Origin of the sequence: uncultured Wocania sp. (genome assembly GCF_964021735.1) — a bacterium.
GTDB lineage: Bacteria > Bacteroidota > Bacteroidia > Flavobacteriales > Flavobacteriaceae > Wocania_A.
Genome location: NZ_CAXIBN010000003.1, coordinates 27,088 through 49,530 on the forward strand (window position 1 = coordinate 27,088; position 22,443 = coordinate 49,530).

General features: G+C 29.4%; 22 protein-coding genes. 10 read left to right on the forward strand and 12 right to left on the reverse strand.

The window, feature by feature from the left end; all coding sequences use genetic code 11:
• Positions 1–79 precede the first annotated feature (79 nt).
• Positions 80–2,140, reverse strand: coding sequence for a S9 family peptidase (locus AADI82_RS00630; protein WP_341214535.1), 2,061 nt, complete (start codon positions 2,138–2,140; stop codon positions 80–82).
• Positions 2,141–2,357: 217 nt separating this feature from the next.
• Between AADI82_RS00630 and AADI82_RS00635 the strand changes: the two genes are divergently transcribed.
• Complete coding sequence (locus AADI82_RS00635; RefSeq protein WP_341214536.1) at positions 2,358–2,681, forward strand: YbaB/EbfC family nucleoid-associated protein; 324 nt, start codon at positions 2,358–2,360, stop codon at positions 2,679–2,681.
• 27 nt (positions 2,682–2,708) lie between these two features.
• Here the strand turns inward: AADI82_RS00635 and AADI82_RS00640 are convergent, their stop codons facing one another.
• Positions 2,709–3,728, reverse strand: a complete 1,020-nt coding sequence (locus tag AADI82_RS00640) for a GntG family PLP-dependent aldolase (RefSeq protein ID WP_341214537.1) — start codon at positions 3,726–3,728, stop codon at positions 2,709–2,711.
• Between the two features lie 28 nt (positions 3,729–3,756).
• Complete coding sequence (locus tag AADI82_RS00645) at positions 3,757–4,770, reverse strand: glycosyltransferase (RefSeq protein WP_341214538.1); 1,014 nt, start codon at positions 4,768–4,770, stop codon at positions 3,757–3,759.
• 196 nt (positions 4,771–4,966) lie between these two features.
• Between AADI82_RS00645 and AADI82_RS00650 the strand changes: the two genes are divergently transcribed.
• Positions 4,967–5,656 carry a hypothetical protein gene (locus tag AADI82_RS00650; protein WP_341214539.1) on the forward strand — a complete coding sequence of 230 codons (690 nt, stop codon included), beginning with the start codon at positions 4,967–4,969 and terminating at the stop codon, positions 5,654–5,656.
• A 33-nt stretch (positions 5,657–5,689) separates the two neighbouring features.
• On the opposite strand, the gene AADI82_RS00655 is transcribed toward AADI82_RS00650, so the two are convergent.
• Together AADI82_RS00655 and AADI82_RS00660 are read right to left on the reverse strand one after the other, a co-directional pair.
• Entirely contained in the window at positions 5,690–6,406 is a 717-nt protein-coding gene (locus tag AADI82_RS00655; RefSeq protein ID WP_341214540.1) for a hypothetical protein, read from the reverse strand.
• Between the two features lie 39 nt (positions 6,407–6,445).
• A complete protein-coding gene (locus AADI82_RS00660) occupies positions 6,446–7,153 on the reverse strand; it encodes a hypothetical protein (protein ID WP_341214541.1) in 708 nt (235 codons plus the stop codon).
• 148 nt (positions 7,154–7,301) lie between these two features.
• Here AADI82_RS00660 and AADI82_RS00665 point away from each other — a divergent pair, with 148 nt between their 5' ends.
• Positions 7,302–8,339, forward strand: coding sequence for a glycosyltransferase (locus AADI82_RS00665; protein ID WP_341214542.1), 1,038 nt, complete (start codon positions 7,302–7,304; stop codon positions 8,337–8,339).
• Positions 8,340–8,346: 7 nt separating this feature from the next.
• Here AADI82_RS00665 and AADI82_RS00670 read toward each other — a convergent pair whose 3' ends face one another.
• Genes AADI82_RS00670 through AADI82_RS00680 form a run of 3 tightly spaced genes read right to left on the reverse strand, consistent with a single transcriptional unit; the run spans position 8,347 to position 11,014 of the window.
• Entirely contained in the window at positions 8,347–9,015 is a 669-nt protein-coding gene (locus AADI82_RS00670; protein WP_341214543.1) for an HAD family hydrolase, read from the reverse strand.
• Positions 9,005–9,973 carry an ATP-grasp domain-containing protein gene (locus AADI82_RS00675; protein ID WP_341214544.1) on the reverse strand — a complete coding sequence of 323 codons (969 nt, stop codon included), beginning with the start codon at positions 9,971–9,973 and terminating at the stop codon, positions 9,005–9,007. The genes AADI82_RS00670 and AADI82_RS00675 overlap by 11 nt, the downstream gene beginning before the upstream one ends.
• Before the next feature lie 24 nt (positions 9,974–9,997).
• The gene (locus tag AADI82_RS00680; RefSeq protein ID WP_341214545.1) at positions 9,998–11,014 is read right to left on the reverse strand and encodes a glycosyltransferase; all 1,017 of its coding nucleotides are present in this window, start codon (positions 11,012–11,014) and stop codon (positions 9,998–10,000) included.
• Positions 11,015–11,282: 268 nt separating this feature from the next.
• On the opposite strand from AADI82_RS00680, the gene prfB reads away from it, so the two are divergent.
• From prfB to AADI82_RS00700, 4 genes are all read left to right on the forward strand, one after another.
• Positions 11,283–12,393 (forward strand): peptide chain release factor 2 gene (prfB, locus tag AADI82_RS00685; RefSeq protein ID WP_341214546.1). Its coding sequence is split into 2 segments (ribosomal slippage): positions 11,283–11,345 and positions 11,347–12,393, totalling 1,110 coding nucleotides; the frame shifts between segments, so codons are not numbered across the junction.
• The gene (locus tag AADI82_RS00690) at positions 12,390–13,007 is read left to right on the forward strand and encodes an HAD family phosphatase (protein ID WP_341214547.1); all 618 of its coding nucleotides are present in this window, start codon (positions 12,390–12,392) and stop codon (positions 13,005–13,007) included. Before prfB ends, AADI82_RS00690 begins: the two co-directional genes overlap by 4 nt.
• Entirely contained in the window at positions 13,007–13,348 is a 342-nt protein-coding gene (gene arsC, locus AADI82_RS00695; protein WP_341214548.1) for an arsenate reductase (glutaredoxin), read from the forward strand. Before AADI82_RS00690 ends, arsC begins: the two co-directional genes overlap by 1 nt.
• Positions 13,349–13,438: 90 nt before the next feature.
• Positions 13,439–15,892: a TonB-dependent receptor gene (locus AADI82_RS00700; protein WP_341214549.1), complete on the forward strand. Its 2,454-nt coding sequence runs from the start codon at positions 13,439–13,441 to the stop codon at positions 15,890–15,892.
• A gap of 73 nt (positions 15,893–15,965) precedes the next feature.
• Here the strand turns inward: AADI82_RS00700 and AADI82_RS00705 are convergent, their stop codons facing one another.
• Both AADI82_RS00705 and AADI82_RS00710 read right to left on the reverse strand, forming a co-directional pair.
• Entirely contained in the window at positions 15,966–16,142 is a 177-nt protein-coding gene (locus tag AADI82_RS00705) for a hypothetical protein (RefSeq protein ID WP_199099752.1), read from the reverse strand.
• Between the two features lie 97 nt (positions 16,143–16,239).
• Entirely contained in the window at positions 16,240–16,881 is a 642-nt protein-coding gene (locus AADI82_RS00710) for a peroxiredoxin (protein ID WP_341214550.1), read from the reverse strand.
• Between the two features lie 177 nt (positions 16,882–17,058).
• Between AADI82_RS00710 and fumC the strand changes: the two genes are divergently transcribed.
• Positions 17,059–18,456, forward strand: a complete 1,398-nt coding sequence (gene fumC, locus AADI82_RS00715) for a class II fumarate hydratase (RefSeq protein WP_341214551.1) — start codon at positions 17,059–17,061, stop codon at positions 18,454–18,456.
• Positions 18,457–18,605: 149 nt separating this feature from the next.
• On the opposite strand, the gene AADI82_RS00720 is transcribed toward fumC, so the two are convergent.
• Entirely contained in the window at positions 18,606–19,178 is a 573-nt protein-coding gene (locus AADI82_RS00720) for a Crp/Fnr family transcriptional regulator (RefSeq protein ID WP_341214552.1), read from the reverse strand.
• Positions 19,179–19,348: 170 nt separating this feature from the next.
• Positions 19,349–20,233, reverse strand: a complete 885-nt coding sequence (locus AADI82_RS00725) for a chromosome partitioning protein ParA (protein WP_341214553.1) — start codon at positions 20,231–20,233, stop codon at positions 19,349–19,351.
• A gap of 121 nt (positions 20,234–20,354) precedes the next feature.
• Between AADI82_RS00725 and AADI82_RS00730 the strand changes: the two genes are divergently transcribed.
• Positions 20,355–21,365, forward strand: a complete 1,011-nt coding sequence (locus AADI82_RS00730) for a formimidoylglutamase (RefSeq protein ID WP_341214554.1) — start codon at positions 20,355–20,357, stop codon at positions 21,363–21,365.
• A 64-nt stretch (positions 21,366–21,429) separates the two neighbouring features.
• Positions 21,430–22,380, forward strand: coding sequence for a bifunctional helix-turn-helix transcriptional regulator/GNAT family N-acetyltransferase (locus tag AADI82_RS00735; protein WP_341214555.1), 951 nt, complete (start codon positions 21,430–21,432; stop codon positions 22,378–22,380).
• The last annotated feature ends 63 nt before the right edge of the window (positions 22,381–22,443 follow it).

Sequence of the window (22,443 nt, forward strand, 5' to 3'; positions counted from 1 at the left end):
AAATGCTTTTTATAAGCTACTGTAATATTACTAAAAATAATTGTAACTTAAAACTTGGCAAAAATAAGTAAATTTTTTATTATGCACTAATTCCTTCAAGGTCTAATATAAAAGCATATTCTAGAGCTACTTCTTTTAAAGTCTCAAAACGCCCTGATGCTCCACCATGACCAGAATCCATATCGGTATGTAGTAACAACTTATTATTATCTTTTTTTAATTCTCTTAATTTAGCTATCCATTTTGCAGGCTCCCAGTATTGCACTTGCGAATCGTGTAAACCAGTTGTAACTAACATGTTTGGATAGGCTTTGGCTTCAACGTTATCGTATGGCGAATAAGACTTCATATAATCATAATACACTTCCTCATTAGGATTTCCCCATTCATCATATTCTCCTGTGGTTAGTGGAATAGTATCATCTAGCATAGTTGTAACGACATCAACAAACGGAACTGCAGCCAGAATTCCATGGTATAGCTCTGGGTTCATGTTAATAATAGCTCCCATTAATAAACCACCTGCTGATCCACCATAAGCGTATAAATGCTTTTTGGATGTGTATTTTTTTTCAATTAAATATTTAGAGCAGTCAATAAAATCAGTAAACGTATTCTTTTTGGTTAAAAGCTTTCCGTTTTCGTACCAATGTCGCCCTAAATATTCACCACCTCGAATGTGAGCAATAGCATAAATAAATCCACGATCCAACAAACTTAATCTGATGGTTGAAAAAGACGGATCGATAGTTGAGCCATAAGAACCATAAGCGTATTGCAGTAACGGATTATTACCATCGAATTTGATGCCTTTTTTATAAACTAATGATATAGGCACTTTTACACCATCTCTAGCAGTTGCCCAAATACGTTTAGATTCATAATTTTCTTTATTGAATTTTCCGCCTAAAACGTCTTGTTCTTTTTTAATTTGACTTTGTTTGGTTTTTAAATTATAGTCGATTGTTGCATTTGGTGAAGTGAGCGCACTAAAACCATAGCGTAAAGTATCACTATTAAAATCGGGATTATTACCAATATAAGTGGTGTAAGTTTCAGAATTAAAAGGCAAATAATAATCTTCTTTACCGTTCCTGTTTATAATACGCAATTTATTTAATCCGTTTTCACGTTCGTTAACTACTAAATAGTCTTTGAAAATCTCAATATCTTCAATTAAAACATCTTTTCTATGTGGCAAAACATCTGTCCAATTTTCTTTTTCAGTCGAAGTCTCTTTAGTTTTTGATAGTTTAAAATTAGTAGCTTTATCAGCGTTTGAAATGATATAAAAGCTATCATTATAATGTGCTATGCTATACTCTAAATCTGGTATTCTTTTTTGAAATATTTTAAACTTACCATAAGGCATATTAGCATTTAAAATTCGGTATTCTGAACTCAAAGTACTAGAACATCCAATAATAATATATTTTTTAGATTTTGATTTGTAAACAAAGGTGTTAAAGGTTTCGTCGGTTTCATGGTAAACCTCAATATCCTCTTTGGTATCGGTATGTAGTTTGTGCATAAAAATCTTGTGAGAACGCAACGTAACCTCATCTTTTATAGCATAAAACAAGGTTTTATTATCGTTTGCCCACGTTACACTGCCAGTGGTATTTAAAATTTTATCAGCATAAATTTTACCTGTTTCTAAGTTTTTAATTTGAATGTTGTATTGTCGCCTACTTATTGTATCGGTTGAAAAAGCAGCTAATTTATTATCTGGACTAATAGCAATGCTTCCTAAATTAAAATAAGCTAAATCTTTAGCCATTTTATTACAGTCAAACAAAATTTCTTCGGTTGCCTCTAAATTCTCCTTTTTTCTTGAATAAATGGGGTAATCATTTCCTTTTTCAAAACGGGTTATGTACCAATACCCATTAAGTTTGTAAGGCACACTGGTGTCATCTTCTTTAATGCGTCCTTTCATTTCTTCAAACAAATCCTTTTGAAACTCCTCTGTATGCTGCATAACATGTTTTGTATAGGCATTTTCAGCATTCAAATAGTCTATTACTTCGGGGTTTTCTTTATCATTTAACCAATAATAGTTATCAATTCGAGTATCGTTATGAATCTGTAATGATTTTGGTATCTTTTTAGCTTTTGGAGCTTTTATATCTGATTTCAATTGAAGGTGTATTTATTCTTAAAATTAAGGTTTCAAAAGTACATGATTTTTTTTCATTTAGACATTAACAAAAACTAAATGAAAAAAAATTATGAACTAACACAGTGGTTACTAATGTGAAATTAAATTTTGTTGCTTTTTAATACAAAATTAAATTTTACAGAAGAAAAATAGAAAAATTAAATAGCTTTGTAACTTAATTAATAAACTTAAAATTATGTTTGGAGATATGATGGGTATGATGGGAAAACTTAAAGAAACCCAGCAAAAAGTTGAAGACACTAAAAAGCGTTTAAACACGGTTTTAATTGATGAAAAAAGCAACGACGGATTGCTAAGTGTAACATTGACGGCAAATAGAGCTATTAAATCTATTGAAATTGCTGATGAATTGCTTGAAGATAAAGAACAACTTGAAGATTACCTTGTTTTAACTTTGAATAAAGCGATTGAAAAAGCGACCAATATAAATGAAGCTGAATTAGCTGCGGTTGCTAAAGAAGGTATGCCTAATATTCCGGGGATGGATTTGTTCAAATAAAGATTTTTAGACCACTGCGCTTTTAAATTAGATACAATTTAAAATTTCTAAAAAACGATTATGCATCACATCTGTATAATCTAAATGTGTAACCATTCGTAATTTGCCGCTACCCATACCTATAATCTTGATGCTTTTATCAGCTAGTTTCTGTGTAAAATTAATTTCATCAACATCTTGATTCAATTCAAAAATAACAATATTTGTTTCAATAGGTTCAACGGTTTTCACCATTGATAATTTACTTAATACCTCGCCTATTTCTTTGGCTTTTTTGTGGTCTTCTTTTAGTCTTTTAATATTATTATCTAAAGCATAAAGTCCTGCTGCCGCTAAATAACCTACTTGCCGCATGCCGCCACCAAATATTTTTCTAATTCTAATGGCATTACTCATAATAGTCTCATTACCAATTAAAACCGACCCTATTGGGCAGCCTAAACCTTTACTTAAACATACCGAAATAGTATCGAATACTTCGCCGTATTGTTTTGGTGTTTCATTTTTTGCTACCAAAGCATGCCATAAGCGCGCACCATCTAAATGAAAACCTAGTTTATTCACATCACAAACTTCTCTGATTTTTAAAATTTCATTAAAGTCCCAACATGCACCACCTCCTTTATTTGTTGTGTTTTCAATTTCTACTAAAGACGTTAACGGACTATGGTAAAAATCTGGCGGATTTATAGCAGCTAAAACTTGATTTGCTGTAAACATACCACGATTACCATCTATTAACTTGCAAGACACACCGCTGTTAAATGAGGCCCCTCCACCCTCGTAATTATAAATATGGGCGTATTTATCACAAATCACCTGATCTCCTGGGTTGGTGTGTAGTTTTATTGCCGCTTGATTTGCCATACTTCCTGTTGGAAAAAACAATGCTTTATCTTTTCCAAACATTTTTGCAATGCGCTCTTCTAAGGCATTAACTGTTGGGTCTTCTTTATAAACATCGTCTCCAACTTGGGCTTGCATCATAGCACCTAACATACCTTTTGATGGTTTTGTTACAGTGTCGCTTCTTAGGTCTATTGTCATTTATAATAATTACTTTATATTCAATTTTTTAGGCTAAAATTTTATTGATTTTTACAATTCCAAAAAGTATAATTTTCTTGTTAAATAAAGCAACTAAAACTCTATGCTTAAAAGTATTATAACCTTTGTTGTTATTGAAGGATTTTATTGGATAAGCATCATTAATTATAAAACTTTGAACTTTTTGCTTAACAGCTTCTAGACTTAACTTTGATTTAATCATTTTGGTTATTGTAAAAAAAGTAAAAACATCTCTTCTTTGCTCCATATTACTCTTTATAACACTAGCATTCAAAACATTGTAATCATTCAGATTATTTATTAAATAACTAAAACTTATAATTAATTCTTCAAAATTATCAATGATTTTTAATTTTGATTCAGAATTTTCAGTTCGCATCGTTGATTCTTCTGATTGAAAATATCGATACACAGAAACAGGTAAGTATGTTACTTTTTTAGCGTTTAAAAATAGTTGTACAGTAAAAACAACATCTGCTAAATTTATTCTAGAAAAGTTAATATTTGAAGCTTCTAAAAAATCTTTCCTTATTATATACCACCAAATCTCAAATCTAATATTTACATTTTCTTCTAAAAATTGTGTTCCAGTTATAGCTCTGGGAAATTCATAATCTTTAGGCAAAGTTTCAACATCATACGCATCCGAAGCCTTGGTTAAAAGTACATCAAACCCTATAATATCCAATTTGTTTTTTAAGCCATGGTCTAACACTATATTTAGCGAATTAAATGCTAAGTAATCGTCTGCATCAACAAAGTATATATAAGTACCTTTTGCAAGTTTTAATAACTCATTTCTGGTTTGATATACCCCTTTATTTTTATGAGAATGAAGAAAAACATTTGTATGATTTTCTGCAAAATTCTCAATAATCTTAAAACTATTATCTGTAGAACCATCATTAATTATTATGATTTCATATTCATTTTTATCAATATTCTGCTTAATCAAACTATTGAGACATCTTTCAATATAGGCTTCTGCATTATACACTGGAATTAAAATACTCAACTTCATAACTCAAACATAAATTAGGTAATTAGCTAAACAATACAAATAAAAGTTTTCTATATAATTTTTTAGACAACATATATAAAATGACATCCCCAACGAAAATAAAAGAATTTGGTCTAAAAATTAGTGTTATAGTAAATCTTTATTTTAAGTTTATTTGCTATTTACTTCAAAACACTAAATTTTAACTATAATTTATATGACTATAAATATTAATCTGAAAGACTTCTTTAAAAAGTTAACTCTATTTATTTCTTTGCTATTGATATTAAATCTATTTGATATTTTATTAAGAATTCACTTAGGTTCTAGTGGAATAATTAGCAAACTATCTGTGTATTTTAACTTTAACGAAGAAGCTAGCATACCAACACTTTATTCGTTTGTTGCATTATTTACATCTGCCCTATTATTATTTTTCATTTTTAATAACAGTAAAGTTAATAAGCTTAAATCTTATATGTGGTTGGGATTATCTTTAATTTTTACTTTTTTAGCAATAGATGAAATATTACAAATACATGAGAAATTAAGTTGGGTAGTTCAAAACCGTTTGAATACTACAGGAATATTCTGGTTTGCTTGGGTAATTCCATATTTTTTGGGTGCTGTATTAATTTTTTTAATATATGCTAGGTTTTTGATGGGCTTAGATAAAAGAATTCGCTATTTGTTTATTATATCTGGAGCTATTTTTGTAACTGGAGCTATTGGTTTCGAGTTAATCGAATCGAATATTCACTTTACCACTAGGCAACTAAATACTAAATACTATTTATTAGCTAGCTGTGAAGAATTTATGGAGATGTTTGGTGTTAATTTATTTATTTATGCGCTTCTTTGCCATATTAAAACAGACCAAAACACGTTACATATTGAGTTAAATTAAGCTCTTTTTAAATACTTGTGTTTAATGCCAAAGTTATGATGCAGTAGTGGTTATTTTTAAGAATCGGTAATTTAACCATAAATACAGAAAAGCACTTCCTGCAATTAGCATTTCAATAAACTCTGAAGCTTGTTCTATAATATAACCATACTTATTATTAATTTGTGACAAATCAACAATGACATCAAGTACAGACTGGAAAGTAATTATAATGAACCATACTATTAAAATAGTTGGTACACCGATAGCTCTGAAGCTGGAAAATCTTCTTAGAAATATTCCTATTAATCCTGATATTCCAAAGATAAGTCGAAGATTATCATTATAAAATTGTAGTGCTCCAATATTATGAAGCGTTGTCTCCCCTTGATAATTCATTTTTTTCCACTCTTCGGGAGTTTCAAAGAAGAAAAACCACTGCCCCCATGCAACCTCTTCCATTGCTAGAATAATTAAGCAAATTGAAAAAAAAATATAAAAACCAAAAACGTACTTTTTTACCGATTTGAAGATTTTAAGTGAAGAATACACTCCATAACATCCTCCAATTAAAAATAATAGAAAAGTTAATAACTCAACGGGGTTATTTTCCTCTAATAACCAAAAATATAGCCTTCTACAATTTGGTAGTGCTATTAGTAAAGTCATTATAAAAGTCAATACAATTGGCAAAAAAAATAAAATTGCTGCTAGCTTTCTTGATATTTTATAATCGCTACTTGAAAGCAATGAATTAAACTTATTTTTCATTTTACTTATAAAGGCTTATAGTTTAATGTATTAGATAACTTAATCAACCAAGCTAAGTTTTTTTAACTGAATTTGTTTTAACCATAAATACAAAAACGAACTTCCGGCAATAAGCAATTCTGTGATTTCAGCAAATCTTTCAATACCATTCGATAACTGTTTATTAATTTCTACAAAATCCACAAAAACATCGAGGAATGCTAGAAACACTATCATTAAAAACCAAGACAATAAGATTACTGGAACTCCAATTTTCTGGAATTTGGAATGATTTCTTAAAATGATTCCTACAAGTCCAGATACTCCAAAAATTAATAAAAGGTTATCTCTACTGGATTGCATAAAATTCAAATTATGCAAAGTGGTTTCTCCTTGATAATTCATGGTTTTCCATTTCTCTGGAGTTTCAAAATGAAAAAATGACTGTCCCCAAGAAATTTCTTCCATTGCTAATAATAATAAGCAGGCAGAGAAAAAAGAATAAAATAAAACCACATATTTTTTTTCAGATTTAGATATTTTAAAAGACAACCAAACGCCATAAACACCACCAAATAAGAACACAATAAATGTTAATAATTCTATTGGGTTGTTTTCTAAAACTAACCATATACCAAAATCTCTTGCTGGAGGATAAGCAAACAAAAAAGCTTGAAAACAAACTAATAATATAGGAAAACAAAAAATAATTATTTTTAAATTCTTAGATAATGCAGAAGAGTTGCTTTTAAAAATATAACTTAACAATATATACGTTTTTATTTTAAAGCAATATAGTAAATTTTAAAAGTTCACTTAATTAAAATCAATAATTTAATTTAAAAACATGCTTTTAATCTAAAAATTAACATTGCAAAAATTAATATTACTATTTTAGTTTTTTAAATTTAATTTAATGAAATTAAGTGTTATAATACCTTGCTATAATGCCCAAGAACATATTGAGAGATGTTTAACAAATTTAATAAATCAGAACTTAAAAGTTTCAGAATATGAAATTATACTAATTGATGATGGTTCAAAAGACGACACTGCAAAAATAATAGAACGGTTAAAGGCATCTACTAAAAATATTGTCTTTCATAAACAACCAAATCAAGGTCAAGGCGTTGCTAGAAATTATGGCTTAAAATTGGCAGAAGGAGAATACGTATACTTTTTAGATGTAGATGATTACATTGCAAATAACTCTTTAAGTTTATTGCTAAATTATCTTGAAAAATATAATTTAGACTTAATTGGTTTCAACACTATCATTACTGAAAACTATAACCTTTTTAAATTAAACAATGAAGCACTTAATTCTGAAATAAGCATAACCAATGGAATAGACTATATTACAGAAAACAGGCATCATCGTTTAGAGCCTTGGTGGTATATTACTAAAAGAGAGTATTTATTAGAGATTGGTGTTGCATTTGAAGAAGGTGTATTTTTAGAAGATGCCATTTTTACTATAAAAGTTCTTTTAAATGCCAAACGGTTTGCTCATATTCCGTTAGATGCTCATAGATATATAACAAGTCCGTCTTCAACTATGAGAAATAAAAACAAAAAACACATAAATAAATTAGTTAAGTCTTACGTTAAGTTAATTCTTAACTTAAACCAAATAATTACTAAAATTAGTAGTTTACCTGAGATTTATAGCGCAAAATTTATAGAAAACATAAAATACAGATCTAGTGCTAATACTATGTACATGTTTTTTAAAATAGTCTCTTCAAATTATACTATTAACGACATTAATAAAGTAATAAATAAATTAAAACTTGTTAATGCATACCCCATGGATACAAATTTATTAAACAAAGAGTTTAGTCATCCAAAAATTAGATTAGCTATATATATATTTAACCATAAATATTTATTATATATATTATTATATCCTTTGAGATTACTTGAAAGAAAGGGTATTATAAGTACGCCATAAAACTATTTTAATTAAAAATTAAATCTAATATTCTTTTAAAGTTACTAACTGTATATATAGCTAGATATTCTTTACCTAAAAGCGAATCGTTTTGCTTATGAATATTTTGACCACTATCTTTTAAACATATCGTTGTCCAATTAAGTTTATTTGGCGTTATAAAATCTTTCTTAACATTATCGCCAACGTAATAGTATTTTGCTTTGCCGAACAAGTTTTCAAAATATTTATAATTATTAGCGTTTGGTTTTTCGCTGCCAAATTCTTCTGAAATTAATATTTCTGATATCCAGGTGTTTAACTTTAAAGCTTCAATTTTACTTCTTTGTTGTTTACTTCTGCCATCAGTTAAAAGTCCCAGCACTATACCTCTACACTTCAATTCATTTAGCACTTCTACTCTATCCTTAGATAATTTTATTTCTGGTTTGTGATTTCTATAAATATCAAGTAACTCATTGATACTAATTGATAAATTGTACTTTTTAATTATAGATTCAAATACATTTTCTTTATTATAAAAACATGCGAGCATTTGATTATAAATAGCTGATGATTCTACATAAACCACTTTACTAATTTTTAATGAAATTTCGTTATAAGCAGATTTTAAAAAATCTATTTCCTTGTAGAGTGTATCGTCTAAATCAAATACAACTACTGTATTAATCTTCATGATTTTTTATTAAAATTTCATCATCATATCGTAGCATTAATAGATTCTCTTCCCAAGCATCAAAGTAATTTAATTCCTCATGCAACATATATTCTTGAATAATCCATTTTGGATAATTTCCTCCAGCTAAATATGATAATGGAAAACCACCTCCAAACCTAGGGTTAATTTCTATCCCTTTAATTTCATTCGTGTTTTTGTGTAAAAAAAACTGGACAGTAATACATCCTATTGCATCTTCTAAAAACGAAAAATTTTGATCTATAAAGGTTATTAATCTATTTTTCTTTGTAACACCTTTACTTACCTCTCCAGCACGAGTTTCAATACGTTTACGCGGTATAACACATTTTAAATTACTGTTTTTGTCATAATATAAATCGCAGGTATATTCGTCATATAATTCAGCATCAAAATATTCAAAAAACTTTAATGAATCGTTTTTTAATTGATATTCAGAAATTTGTGATTTACTTTTTACAATAAAATTATTATTACTACCACTACCATTTAATGGCTTTATAAATATTGGAAGCTTATAATTACTCTTAGAATATGTTTTAGCAACATTAACATTTAGTTTTTCAAATAAAGTGTGTGTTTTTATTTTATCTATACAAGCCTCTATCAAATTTTTGTTTGATATTATTATAGTTATATTATGTCTTAAAAACTTCTCTTTGTTTTGTGATAAAATTAATAATTCAGTATCTATGGTAGGTATAACAAGTTTTACATTATTTTCAATGCATGCTTTTAATAAATAATCTGAATAATCTGCATCATCAACTCTACATATTTTTATTGATTTATCAGCAATTTGTGCCGCTGGAGAAAGATTTGGGTTAAAATCAGCCACATACACTTTTGCTGATGGAAAAATGGCTTTTAATTCTTTCATAAAAGCTCTAACCAATGAAACTCTTCTACCGCCAGACGTTATTAAAATGTTGTTCATATAAATTCTATAATCAATTTAATTCTATTTTTTTAACCTTAATATGGGATTAAATGTTATAAATAATACATAATACATACCTTTTATATTAAATAATTTAACTAACAATGTGTAAATAAAACCACTATAATCTTTTCCTAAAAATGAATTCAATGGATATGCTCCAATTTCACGCATACTAGTTATTATTTTTTTAACCTCCTTTAATTTAATAGTCGATTTTAATATTCTAATCATTAAAAAAAAAACAAATGATTGTTGACGAGTTTTTAAACGTTCAATACAGGCTTCATTTTCTTTATTCTTTTTTATTCCGTCTATAAGTGGCTTAAACATTAATGCTGCATTTGCATTATCATAAATAACTTTTAAATAATGACTCGGTTCTTTGCTTGTCATAGCAGATCCTTTTACTTTAACATGCCTATGTGCATCTATTGGTAAATGTGCAACACTAGTTGCTTTTGTTAGCAAACTAGCAGTAAAAATGGCATCTTCCATCCAGCGACCTTCGATAAACCTTAAATCAATAGCGTCCAAAAACTCTTTACTAGTTACATACCACCATACTTCATTTTTGTAACCTTTACTGGCTATATATTCTGTACCTTTTGTTTTAGATATATTATAATCCTTATTAATATTTGTTGTAGACTCATGCAAATTTGTTTGAACAGTGCCTTTTGATATAAAGGTTAACACCTGCAAATTGCTAGTTTCAATACAATTTAAGATTGGCTTCAAAGTATTGTTTGCTAAGTAATCATCTGGATCTATAAAATAAATATATGCACCTCTAGCAGCATTAAGCCCATAGTTCCTGGCACTTCCAACACCTCCGTTTTCTTTATCTAATATAAATATGTTAGTATGATTTAATTGAAACTGTTTAGCTATGCCTATACTATTATCCTTTGAGCCATCATTAACTATAATAATTTCATATTCATTATCACTTAAACCTTGATTTAAGAGACTTTGAATACAACCAGTAATATACTGTTCTACATTATATACAGGAATTATAATACTTAATTTCAATGGATAGTTTTATTTTTAAGACCTAGCATTAATCACTATAATTAAAAACATAAGAAAATATAGTTTTTAAGTAATCATATTCTGAAAAAATGAAATGAGATATTTTTACAAAAAAATGGTTAGTCTAAAATTAATAGCAATCAAATATAATTTATAAATAATTAAAACAATAAATATATCCGTTGAAACGTAGAATTTTCCTATTAACCAAAATTTGTGTTTTAATATAGATTTATTAATTCTATTTTTGTTCAAAATAAATTAACAAATGATTACTTCCGATCAAATTAAAAATCTAAATACCCGCCTTGACAAACTAAGGCACTATCTTTGACGTTGATGCAAAACTTATAGAAATACAAAACGAAGAAGAACAAACTTTCGATCCCAATTTTTGGAACGATTCAAAAGCTGCAGAAGTGATTATGAAATCGCTTCGAGTAAAGAAAAAGTGGATAGAAGACTATAATACTGCCAAAACACTTGTTGAAGACTTAGAAGTACTTTATGAATTTTATAAAGAAGATGAAGCTACTGCAGAAGAAGTTCAAACACGTTTTGATAAAGCATCCACTCTATTAGAAGATATTGAGTTTAAAAATATGCTTTCTGATGAAGGTGATAGCCTAAGTGCTGTATTGCAAATTACTGCTGGTGCTGGCGGAACGGAAAGCTGTGATTGGGCAAGTATGCTTATGCGTATGTATTTAATGTATGCCGAAAAAAGTGGTTTTAAGGTTAAAGAGCTTAACTTTCAAGAAGGTGATGTGGCAGGTATAAAAACGGTGACTTTAGAAATTGAAGGTGATTATGCTTTTGGTTGGCTAAAGGGTGAAAATGGTGTGCATCGTTTGGTACGCATTTCTCCTTTTGATAGCAACGCAAAACGCCATACCAGTTTTGCTTCGGTTTATGTTTATCCGCTTGTGGATGACACAATTGAAGTTGAAATAAATCCTGCAGACATTGAAATTACAACCGCACGTTCTAGTGGTGCTGGTGGACAAAACGTGAATAAAGTGGAGACCAAAGTGCAACTAACACACAAACCAACAGGTATTCAAATATCATGTTCAGAAACACGTTCACAACACGATAATCGCTCTCGTGCAATGCAAATGCTTAAATCACAGTTATATGAAATTGAATTACAAAAGCAACTTGCGCAACGCGATGATATTGAAGCAGGTAAAATGAAAATTGAATGGGGAAGTCAAATTCGAAATTATGTAATGCATCCTTATAAACTAGTAAAAGATGTAAGAACTGCTCATGAAACTGGAAATGTAGATGCGGTTATGGATGGCGATATTAATGCCTTTTTAAAAGCGTATTTAATGATGATGGGACAAAAAGAAGAAGATACTTCAACTTTATGAAAACAATAGATGCTATAATTTTCGACCTTGGTGGTGTTTTAATCGATTGGAATCCAGAATATGTTTATTTAGACGTGTTTAATGGTAATCGTGAAAAAATGCAATGGTTTTTTGATAATATTTGCACCAACGATTGGAACGAAAATCAAGATGCAGGTTACCCAATGGCTAAAGCTACAGAAGAACGTATTGCTCTTTTTCCTGAATGGGAAAGCGAAATTAAAATGTTTTACGGCTGTTGGGAAGATATGTTAGGTGATGCTATTTCTGAAACGGTGGAGATTCTCGATAAGCTCATAAAATCTAACAATTATAAAGTTGTAGCACTTACAAATTGGAGTGCAGAAACTTTTCCTATTGCTTTAAAAAAGTTTGATTTTCTACATTGGTTTGAAGGTATTATAGTTTCAGGCGAAGAAAAAACTAGAAAACCTTTTGATACCATTTATCATTTAACCCTAAACCGTTTCGATATAAAAGCAGAGCATTCTATTTTTATAGATGATAATTTACGAAATATTGAGGCTGCCAATAATTTGGGTATTAATGGTATTCATTTTAAATCCCCAAAGCAACTCATTAAACAATTAAAAACTTATAATATCAATTTATAATGATAAAAATATACCATAACAATCGCTGCAGTAAATCGCGTTGCGGGTTAGAAATACTAGAAAATTCAGGTAAAGAATTCGAAATTGTTAAATATTTAGATGATAATCTTTCCGAGAAAGCGTTAAAAGAAATAATAGCGTTATTAAAAATAAATCCAATAGATTTAGTTAGAAAAAATGAAACCATTTGGAAAGAAAACTTTAAGAAAAAAACATTAACGGATGCCGAAATTATTCAAGCCATGGTAGAAAACCCGAAACTTATTGAACGCCCCATTGTAATAAACGGAAACAAAGCTGTAATTGGAAGACCTCCAGAATTAATATTAGATATTATATAGTTAAAATGCTTAAAGCTTTTTAACAAAGCTTTAACCTATTCACCTTAAACCATAGGTTATTTTTGCTGTCTAAAACGGTAAAACCTAACCATGAACAAATTATTTATTTTTGCCCTCTCCTTTTTTTTATGTGTTGCAAATGGCTTTTCGCAACCTGAAAATATAGAAATTCCAAGCACGTCATCTATTTCAATTATTAAGGAAGTTGTAATTACTGGAAAAGTTATTGATAAAGAAACCCAAGAACCTTTAGAATATGCTACTATTGCCTTTTTTAGTAAAAAAGAAAACAAAATTGTAACTGGAGGTATTACAGATGCTAATGGTGATTTTAGCATTCCCGTGAAAACTGGTATCTACGATATATCTATCGAATATATTGCCTTTAAAACTCAAAAAATATTAAATAAAAAGATAACTACTAATGAAAATATTGGGTCATTCTTATTAGAAATAGATGCCGAATCGTTAGCAGAAGTAGAAGTTATTGCTGAACGTACTACAGTAGAAATTAAACTTGATAAGAAAATATACAATGTTGGTAAAGATTTAACGGTTAGTGGCGGAACTGTAAGTGATGTTTTAGATAATGTGCCATCAGTTTCTGTAGATGCAGAGGGCAATGTAGCATTAAGAGGTAACGATAATGTACGTATTCTTATTAATGGTAAACCATCTGGCTTAGTGGGTTTAAATTCTACCGATGCTTTAAAACAATTACCAGCCGAATCTATAGAAAAAGTAGAAGTTATTACATCACCATCGGCTAGATACGAAGCCGAAGGTACTGCTGGTATTTTAAATATTATTTTACGCCGTAGTAAACTACTCGGACTTAATGGTGCGATTACTGGAAATGTTGGTCATCCAGATGCTGCTGGTATTTCTGGGAATATTAATTACAGAACGGGCAATGTTAATTTTTTTAATACTACATCTTATAGCTACAGAGAATCTATTGGTCGCTGGTATAACGACGTAAAGTATAATGATATTAACACACCCGATTTAGATGAAAAAAGGGATTGGGTAGATATAAGAAAAGGATTTAATACAAACGCAGGTGTAGAATGGTATATAAACGATTCGGCATCGTTAACAACATCTGTGGTTTACAGTAATGGCGGCAGCGATAACAACTCGGTTAATAATCTCGTTCAGTTTAATAAAGTTAATGGCACAACTAGTAAAAGTGTTCGATTAGACCCTGAAATAGAAGATCGAGAAACTATTCAATACTCATTAAATTTCACAAAAGATTTTGATAAAACCGATCATAAATTAACCTTCGATTTTCAATATGAAGACTCTAATGAAGACGATAACTCATTAATAAATGTTGATGGTACAGATACCGATTTAGTAACGACTCTAGATAATCAAACCAAAGTATTATTACAATCTGATTACACATTACCTATTGGCGAAATGAGTCAAGTAGAAATAGGATTTCGTGGCGATTTTAGCGACCGCTCAACAGATTATACAGTAGAATTATTAAATCCTAATACTGGGGTATTCGAAATAAATGATGATCTTTCAAATCTTTTTAACTTCAAACAACATATAACTGCTGTTTACACACAATATGGTAGTAAAATTGAGAAGTTTTCATATTTATTAGGATTACGATTAGAAAACACAAGAACTACTTTAGACCAACCAACAAGTGGTGATTTTAAAAAGAAGAACCTCACAGGTTTATTTCCTACAGCAAACTTAAATTACGAATTAAGTGATAGCGAAAGCTTATCGCTAGGTTATAATAGAAGATTAAGAAGACCACGTGGTTTTATGCTAAACCCTTTTCCGTCTCGCTCTAGTTTAACCAATGTATTTCAAGGTAATCCAGATCTAGACCCTACCTATTCTGACAAGTTTGAATTAGGCTACTTAAATAGGTTTGGAAAGTTTACTTTAAGCACCGCCGTATATTATGAGCATTCTACAAATGTCATGTCTTTTGTTAGTAGAGAAACTGGAGAAATCGTTATTATTGATAATGAAGCATTTCCAGTAATACAAAGAGGTCCAGTAAATTTAGCAACAGATAATCGTTCTGGTTTTGAGTTTAATTTAAACTATAGTCCTACACGTAAATGGCGTGTAAATACTGATTTTAATCTTTTTAAATTAAAAAGAGAAGGCGAATTTAATGGTATCGATTTAAGTTCAGATGCTTTAAATTGGTCTGTGCGGTTAAGTAATAAGTTAACATTACCGTACAAAATAGATTGGCAAACCAATATGAATTATAGAGGCCCTAGCGATGATGCTCAAAATAATAGAAAAGGACGTTTTTCTGCAAATATGGCATTTAGTAAAGATTTATTTAAAGATAACGCTTCAATAGCATTTAATGTTAGGGATGTTTTAAATAGTGCTATTTTTAAAAACCATATTATTACAGATACGTTTACTTCTGATCAAGAAATTCAATTTAGAGGTGGACGTACTTATAATTTATCTTTTACTTATAGGTTTAACCAACAGAAACAACGCGAACGTAATCGTGATTTTGGTGGCGGAGATGTGGATATGTAAAAAACAATCTTAAACAAAAAAAAGGAAGCTAAATTAGCTTCCTTTTTTATTATATATACATTATGATTATGTTTTAAGCAGCATTACGCTTCGCTTTCTTTTCTTCTCTAATTTCTTTTAATCTTTCAATTAATGAACCTCCAATCCAATAAGGAATTACAAAAGTTAATAAAAATATCATTAACCAAAAACCGATTGTTAAAATGGTTAAAAAAGCTAAAAATCCTAAATATTGGTCAAAATCAAACATAATTTGTAAGTGTCTTATTAAAAAATATTACGCAAAGATATAATAAAGAGCTGTGTTATACAATATCAAAATTAAAAATTATCAACAGCCTTTTTAACTAATCTAAATTAGGTTGTGGCGTCATTCGTAAATAAGGTTTCACTTCTTTATATCCTTTTGGAAATATACTTGGTATATCTTCTGTAGCAACTGCAGGCACAACTACACAATCATCACCGTTTTGCCAATTGGCTGGTGTTGCTACTTTATGATATGCCGTTAGTTGTAATGAATCAATAACACGCAACAATTCATCAAAATTTCTACCCGTTGACGCTGGATATGTTATAATAAGTTTTACTTTTTTATTATTATCAATTACAAAAACAGAGCGTACTGTAAGTTTACTATCTGCATTTGGGTGAATCATATCGTAAAGTTCTGAAACTTTCCTATCTTCATCAGCAATAATTGGAAAATTAACTGTTGTGTTTTGGGTTTCATTAATATCTTTAATCCATCCATGATGCGATTCCACACCATCAACACTTAGTGCTACAACTTTAACATTCCGTTTATTAAATTCATCTTTATATTTTGCTACCGTTCCTAATTCTGTAGTACAAACTGGAGTATAATCTGCTGGATGAGAAAACAAAATACCCCAACTATCGCCTAACCATTCGTGAAAATTAATAGTTCCTTCTGAAGATTGTGCTGTAAAATTTGGTGCTTCATCTCCTAATCTAATTGTTGCCATAATTGTATTTTTTTTAATTATATTTTATATCCTACTAAATTAGTAGATTTTAAATTAAATAAGCAAAAATATTCGTTATTTATATGTTAAAAAGAAGTTGTAAAAACTAACAAATATCATAATAATAACCAGACGAAAACAATTAACTTTGTGTCTTAAAATTAAATCATTATTACCATGAGTTACAGAATAGAAAAAGATACTATGGGCGAGGTAAAAGTACCTGCTGATAAACTTTGGGGAGCACAAACAGAACGCTCTAGAAATAACTTTAAAATTGGAGTTCCAGCTTCGATGCCACTAGAAATTGTTTACGGTTTTGCTTATCTTAAAAAAGCGGCAGCTTATACTAATTGTGAACTTGGAGTATTACCTATTGAAAAACGTGATTTAATAGCACAGGTTTGCGACGAAATTCTAGAAGGCAAACACGATGATCAATTTCCACTTGTTATTTGGCAAACAGGTTCTGGTACACAAAGCAACATGAATGTAAATGAAGTTATTGCAAATAGAGCGCATCAAATAGCTGGAAAAACTATTGGAGAAGGAGAAAAAACAATTCAGCCTAATGATGATGTTAATAAATCGCAATCATCGAACGATACCTTTCCTACAGGAATGCACATTGCAGCTTATAAAAAGGTTGTTGAAACCACTATTCCTGGTGTAAAACAATTGCGTGATACTTTAAGTAAAAAATCAGAAGCTTTTAAAAATGTTGTCAAAATTGGTAGAACTCATTTGATGGATGCTACACCACTAACACTTGGGCAAGAACTTTCTGGTTACGTTGCACAGCTAGACCATGGTATAAAAGCTTTAGAAAATACGTTACCGCATTTAAGCGAATTAGCTTTAGGAGGTACAGCAGTTGGCACTGGCTTAAACACACCAAAAGGTTATAGCAAACGTGTAGCAGAATTTATTGCAGAATTTACAAAATTACCTTTTGTAACTGCTCCAAATAAATTTGAAGCTTTGGCAGCGCATGATGCCATTGTTGAGACTCATGGTGCTTTAAAACAATTAGCGGTATCATTAAATAAAATAGCAAACGATATTAGGATGATGGCTTCTGGACCACGTTCTGGTATTGGAGAAATTATAATTCCAGCTAACGAACCAGGTAGTTCTATTATGCCAGGAAAAGTAAACCCAACACAATGTGAAGCTTTAACTATGGTTTGTGCGCAAGTAATGGGTAACGATGTGGCTATTAGCGTTGGTGGAATGCAAGGTCATTACGAATTAAATGTTTTTAAACCAGTTATGGCAGCAAATCTTTTACAATCTGCTCAGCTAATTGGAGATGCGTGTGTAAGTTTTGATATCAATTGTGCTGTTGGAATAGAACCAAACCATGAAATAATAACTAAATTATTGAATAACTCTTTAATGCTAGTTACGGCTTTAAATACCAAAATAGGCTATTATAAAGCAGCCGAAATTGCAAATACAGCTCATAAAAACGGAACGACATTAAAAGAAGAAGCCATTAATTTAGGTTACGTAACAGCCGAAGACTATGATGCTTGGGTTAAACCTGAAGATATGGTAGGGACTTTAAAATAAAACTTCATTAAATATATTATATAAAAAAACAGGTAGTTATACCTGTTTTTTTGGTTGGTTAGCTATTAATCCTTTGTATTTTACAATTAACAAAAGAAATCGAGTCAAATATATAATTTAACATATTCTTATTAATTAACATTTGTTAATTAGCTACTTATTTTTTTTCTTATTCTACTTAACTGTACTGAAGTTATTCCTAAATATGATGCAATATGATACTGAGAAATCAGCTTATCTACATCTGGTATTTGCTTTTTTAACTGAAGATAACGCTCTGTGGCATTTAACGATATAGAATCTATCAATCGCTTTTCGTACTTTATATATTGAAACTCTAAAATTTTTGTATATAATGTTTTTAGCTTTGAATTAGTTTCGCACAAACCCATTACTTTATAATAATCAATCTCATAAACTTTGCAATCTGTTAAAGTTTCAAAAACCAACGATGACGGCTTTCTTTTCATTAAAGCTGTTAAAGATGCTGCAAAACTTACTGGTAAATAAAAGCTTTTATTAAATTCTTTTCCCGATTCGGTTATCAAATAACAACGAACAATTCCAGAAACGATCATATATGCTTTTGAAGGCACATCATCTAATTTTACAATTTGAGTCCCAGCTTTTATTCTTTTAAATGTAGTTATTTTCTGAATTTCAGAAAAAGTGCCTTCTGATATGTCTGAAATAGAATTTAAAAAAGTAAAATTTTTATGCATATTTACTTATCATGATATTTAGTATAACCTAATATAATGCCTTCTACTCTATTAATAATTAGTTTATCTATAATTTGCAAATAAACTTGTTTATGTGTATTTATTATTTCAATAAAAAAACCTCAAGTATTAAACTTGAGGTTTTGCTCTTAAGTGTTATATAATATAGTTTACTTTAAGGTAAACTCTGAGCTAGAAACTAAATCTTTTTCGTTAAAAACGTTTACTGTATAACGTCCTTTTTCAAAACTTTCTTTTCCTTTAGATGCAACAAACTCGCAAATATTAAGGCTTCCGTTTTCGTAGTTAAACTTACTAATTATACTGTAGTTTAGTGTTTTCTCTCCAAACTGAACTTGCTCGTTAGAACCTAATGTATTGTTTTTAGGATCGATAACCTGTACGTATAATTCTTGATCTCCAGCTTGTACTAAAGCATTTTTAGCTACTGTAAAACATACTCTAATTTTATCTACTCTACTAGCTCTTTCAGTTGGAATTAATTTACCAGAGGTTCTTTCAATAACTCCAAATCCTTTTAGGCCTACAGTATTTAAAACTGCTGCATTTTCAACCACTTCTGCCAAAGCTGTATTTTGTACTAATAAAGAATCTGTAAACATAGTACGCTCTTCTAAACGCACTCTTGTACTATCTAAAGATGTTGCTAAGTATGAGTTTTCTACTCTTAACGAATCGTTCTGAGCTAACAATACATCCATTTCTTTTTGAAGTGAAGCATATTTTTGTTTGTATCTCCACAAGCTTTTTACGTTTGTTTCAGATATTTTTAATGAATCTATCAATCCTTGAATACGGGTTCTAGCTTCAATTAAATTATTATTTGCTACTTTATTTTCTCCAATAGCCTCGTCGTATTGTTTAGCCATGGCATTTAAATCATTCATCACTAACTGTTTTTGTTCAGTTAATTCCTTGTTATTTTTATCACTTTCACTTTTTAAATTGAAAGTGTAAAATAATGTTCCTAAAAATAAAACTAAAGCGATACCTAAAGCCACTTTTAATCCTGTACTAGTTTTGCTATTCTCCATAATTTTTACTTGTTTTAATTGTTTATGTTTTGTGTTACACTAAATTTTTAATACTCTAATTTTCTAACGTTTTAATAAATATTGATTAATTTTAATATTTCAAATTAAAGTTAATCATCACATGGATAAACTCGTTTTATTTAACAATACTACACGTAAAAAATTATTAAATAAACGCTCTGGCGAATCCAAATTTGGCGAACATGTTAGAATGTTACCCTGCATTTCCAATATATACGAACAACTTAAAAGTTTGGATGTTACACATATAATAATTGGTTTACCTGAAGATGTTGGTGTGTTTGCAAATCTAGGAAAATTGGGTGCTTCGCGCGCTTGGGAAGCTACTTTAAAAGTTTTGTTAAATATACAGAGTAACGCATTTACAAAGGCAAACACCGTTTTAATTTTAGGACATTTAGATTTTTCTGATGAATTATTAGAAATTTCAAAACTTAATCAAAATAAAAAAAACGATATTAAAAAAGCCAGAAAAATTGTGGAATGTATCGATGATTATGTAACACATATCATGCAATTAATAATTGCTTCTGGTAAAAAGGCCATCGTTATTGGCGGCGGACATAACAATGCTTATGGTAATATAAAAGGCACATCGTTGGCTTTAAATAAACCTATTAATGTAGTTAATTTTGATGCGCATTCAGATTTTAGACCAGAAGAAGGCAGACATAGTGGTAATGGATTTAGTTACGCTTTCGCGGAAGGTTTTCTTAAAAACTATTTTGTTTTTGGATTGCATGAAAATTATACCTCTGATGCGATTTTTAAATCTCTCAATGAAACTAAAACTATATATTACAATACGTTTGAAGATATAGAAATTAGAAATAAGATTAACTTTAATGATGAAATGCATCGCGCATTAAATCATATTCATAAAAAACCATTTGGCATTGAAATAGATTGTGATGCCATTGAAAATATACCAAGTAGTGCTATGACATCAAGTGGTTTTAGTGTTAACAAAACTAGACAATTTGTTAGTTTTTTTGCAAATCATAAGAATGCAACTTATTTACACATTTGTGAAGCTGCTCCAAAAAAGAAAACCTCAAATCAAATTGGAAAACTTATCACCTATTTAATTACAGATTTCATTAAAATTTAAAATATTTGCTCGTTTATGTTTTAATACATAATTTTACATAAGCACTTATATAAATACTATTGTTATGGATGCATTACGAGGGTACGGAGAATTAGGTTTAGGCTCTAGACTAAAAAGAGTGAGTGAATATATGATGAAAGAAACTCAATTAGTATACAATCATTTTAATATTGATTTCGACCCCTACCTATTTCCCATGTTTAAAATAATAGCAAATAAAGATGGTGTAACAAACTCAGAAATTCAACGCGCTTTACAATTTACACAACCAGCAATAACACAATCTATTAATAAACTAAGTGCCAAAGGATTAATCATTTATAAAGATGATAAATTAGATAAACGTAAAAAAATAATATATCCTTCAAATAAAGGAAATAAAACCTTAGAGAAATTAAAACCTATATGGAAGAGTATTGATAAAATAATAAAAGAATATACTTTAGAAAGCTCTTCATCTTTAATCGAGCATTTAAATATTCTAGAAAATAAGCTTAGTAAAAAAAGCTTTAGCACAACCATAATTAACGATATACAAATGAAAATATCTCAAGACATTGAAATTGTTTCTTTTGAAAACAGATATGCTAAAAATTTTTATAATTTAAATATTGAATGGTTACAAAGGTTCTTTCATGTAGAACCTTATGATGAAAGTATTTTAAGCAAACCAGAAACCTATATAATAAGCAAAGGTGGTCATATATTTTTTGCAAAACTAAACAATCAGATTGTTGGTACTGTTGCTTTAATGCCAATTGGAAATGAAGGTTTATTCGAACTAACAAAAATGGCTGTTTCTCCAGAACACAGAGGTTTTAAAATAGGGCAAAAACTAATGCAATATAGCATTGATTTTGCAAAATCAATGAATTTACCAAAGCTTATACTCTATTCTAACTCAGTTTTAGAAAACGCCATTTATATTTATAGAAAATATGGTTTTATTGAAATTCCTATAGAACCTAATAGTCCTTATAAACGTAGTGATATTAAAATGGAATTAGTTTTCTAACTTAATTTGGCAGTTTCTTAAAAAAAAGACCTGTTAGGTTTTTAAGCCTGACAGGTCAGAATT

What these genes read in the sequence shown, in the direction of transcription:
- AADI82_RS00635 (WP_341214536.1), top strand. Translation starts at nt 2,358, where the DNA reads ATGTTTGGAGATATGATGGGTATGATGGGAAAACTTAAAGAAACCCAG.
- AADI82_RS00640 (WP_341214537.1), bottom strand. Translation starts at nt 3,728, where the DNA reads ATGACAATAGACCTAAGAAGCGACACTGTAACAAAACCATCAAAAGGT.
- AADI82_RS00645 (WP_341214538.1), bottom strand. Translation starts at nt 4,770, where the DNA reads ATGAAGTTGAGTATTTTAATTCCAGTGTATAATGCAGAAGCCTATATT.
- AADI82_RS00650 (WP_341214539.1), top strand. Translation starts at nt 4,967, where the DNA reads ATGACTATAAATATTAATCTGAAAGACTTCTTTAAAAAGTTAACTCTA.
- AADI82_RS00655 (WP_341214540.1), bottom strand. Translation starts at nt 6,406, where the DNA reads ATGAAAAATAAGTTTAATTCATTGCTTTCAAGTAGCGATTATAAAATA.
- AADI82_RS00665 (WP_341214542.1), top strand. Translation starts at nt 7,302, where the DNA reads ATGAAATTAAGTGTTATAATACCTTGCTATAATGCCCAAGAACATATT.
- AADI82_RS00670 (WP_341214543.1), bottom strand. Translation starts at nt 9,015, where the DNA reads ATGAAGATTAATACAGTAGTTGTATTTGATTTAGACGATACACTCTAC.
- AADI82_RS00675 (WP_341214544.1), bottom strand. Translation starts at nt 9,973, where the DNA reads ATGAACAACATTTTAATAACGTCTGGCGGTAGAAGAGTTTCATTGGTT.
- AADI82_RS00690 (WP_341214547.1), top strand. Translation starts at nt 12,390, where the DNA reads ATGAAAACAATAGATGCTATAATTTTCGACCTTGGTGGTGTTTTAATC.
- arsC (WP_341214548.1), top strand. Translation starts at nt 13,007, where the DNA reads ATGATAAAAATATACCATAACAATCGCTGCAGTAAATCGCGTTGCGGG.
- AADI82_RS00700 (WP_341214549.1), top strand. Translation starts at nt 13,439, where the DNA reads ATGAACAAATTATTTATTTTTGCCCTCTCCTTTTTTTTATGTGTTGCA.
- AADI82_RS00705 (WP_199099752.1), bottom strand. Translation starts at nt 16,142, where the DNA reads ATGTTTGATTTTGACCAATATTTAGGATTTTTAGCTTTTTTAACCATT.
- AADI82_RS00710 (WP_341214550.1), bottom strand. Translation starts at nt 16,881, where the DNA reads ATGGCAACAATTAGATTAGGAGATGAAGCACCAAATTTTACAGCACAA.
- fumC (WP_341214551.1), top strand. Translation starts at nt 17,059, where the DNA reads ATGAGTTACAGAATAGAAAAAGATACTATGGGCGAGGTAAAAGTACCT.
- AADI82_RS00720 (WP_341214552.1), bottom strand. Translation starts at nt 19,178, where the DNA reads ATGCATAAAAATTTTACTTTTTTAAATTCTATTTCAGACATATCAGAA.
- AADI82_RS00725 (WP_341214553.1), bottom strand. Translation starts at nt 20,233, where the DNA reads ATGGAGAATAGCAAAACTAGTACAGGATTAAAAGTGGCTTTAGGTATC.
- AADI82_RS00730 (WP_341214554.1), top strand. Translation starts at nt 20,355, where the DNA reads ATGGATAAACTCGTTTTATTTAACAATACTACACGTAAAAAATTATTA.
- AADI82_RS00735 (WP_341214555.1), top strand. Translation starts at nt 21,430, where the DNA reads ATGGATGCATTACGAGGGTACGGAGAATTAGGTTTAGGCTCTAGACTA.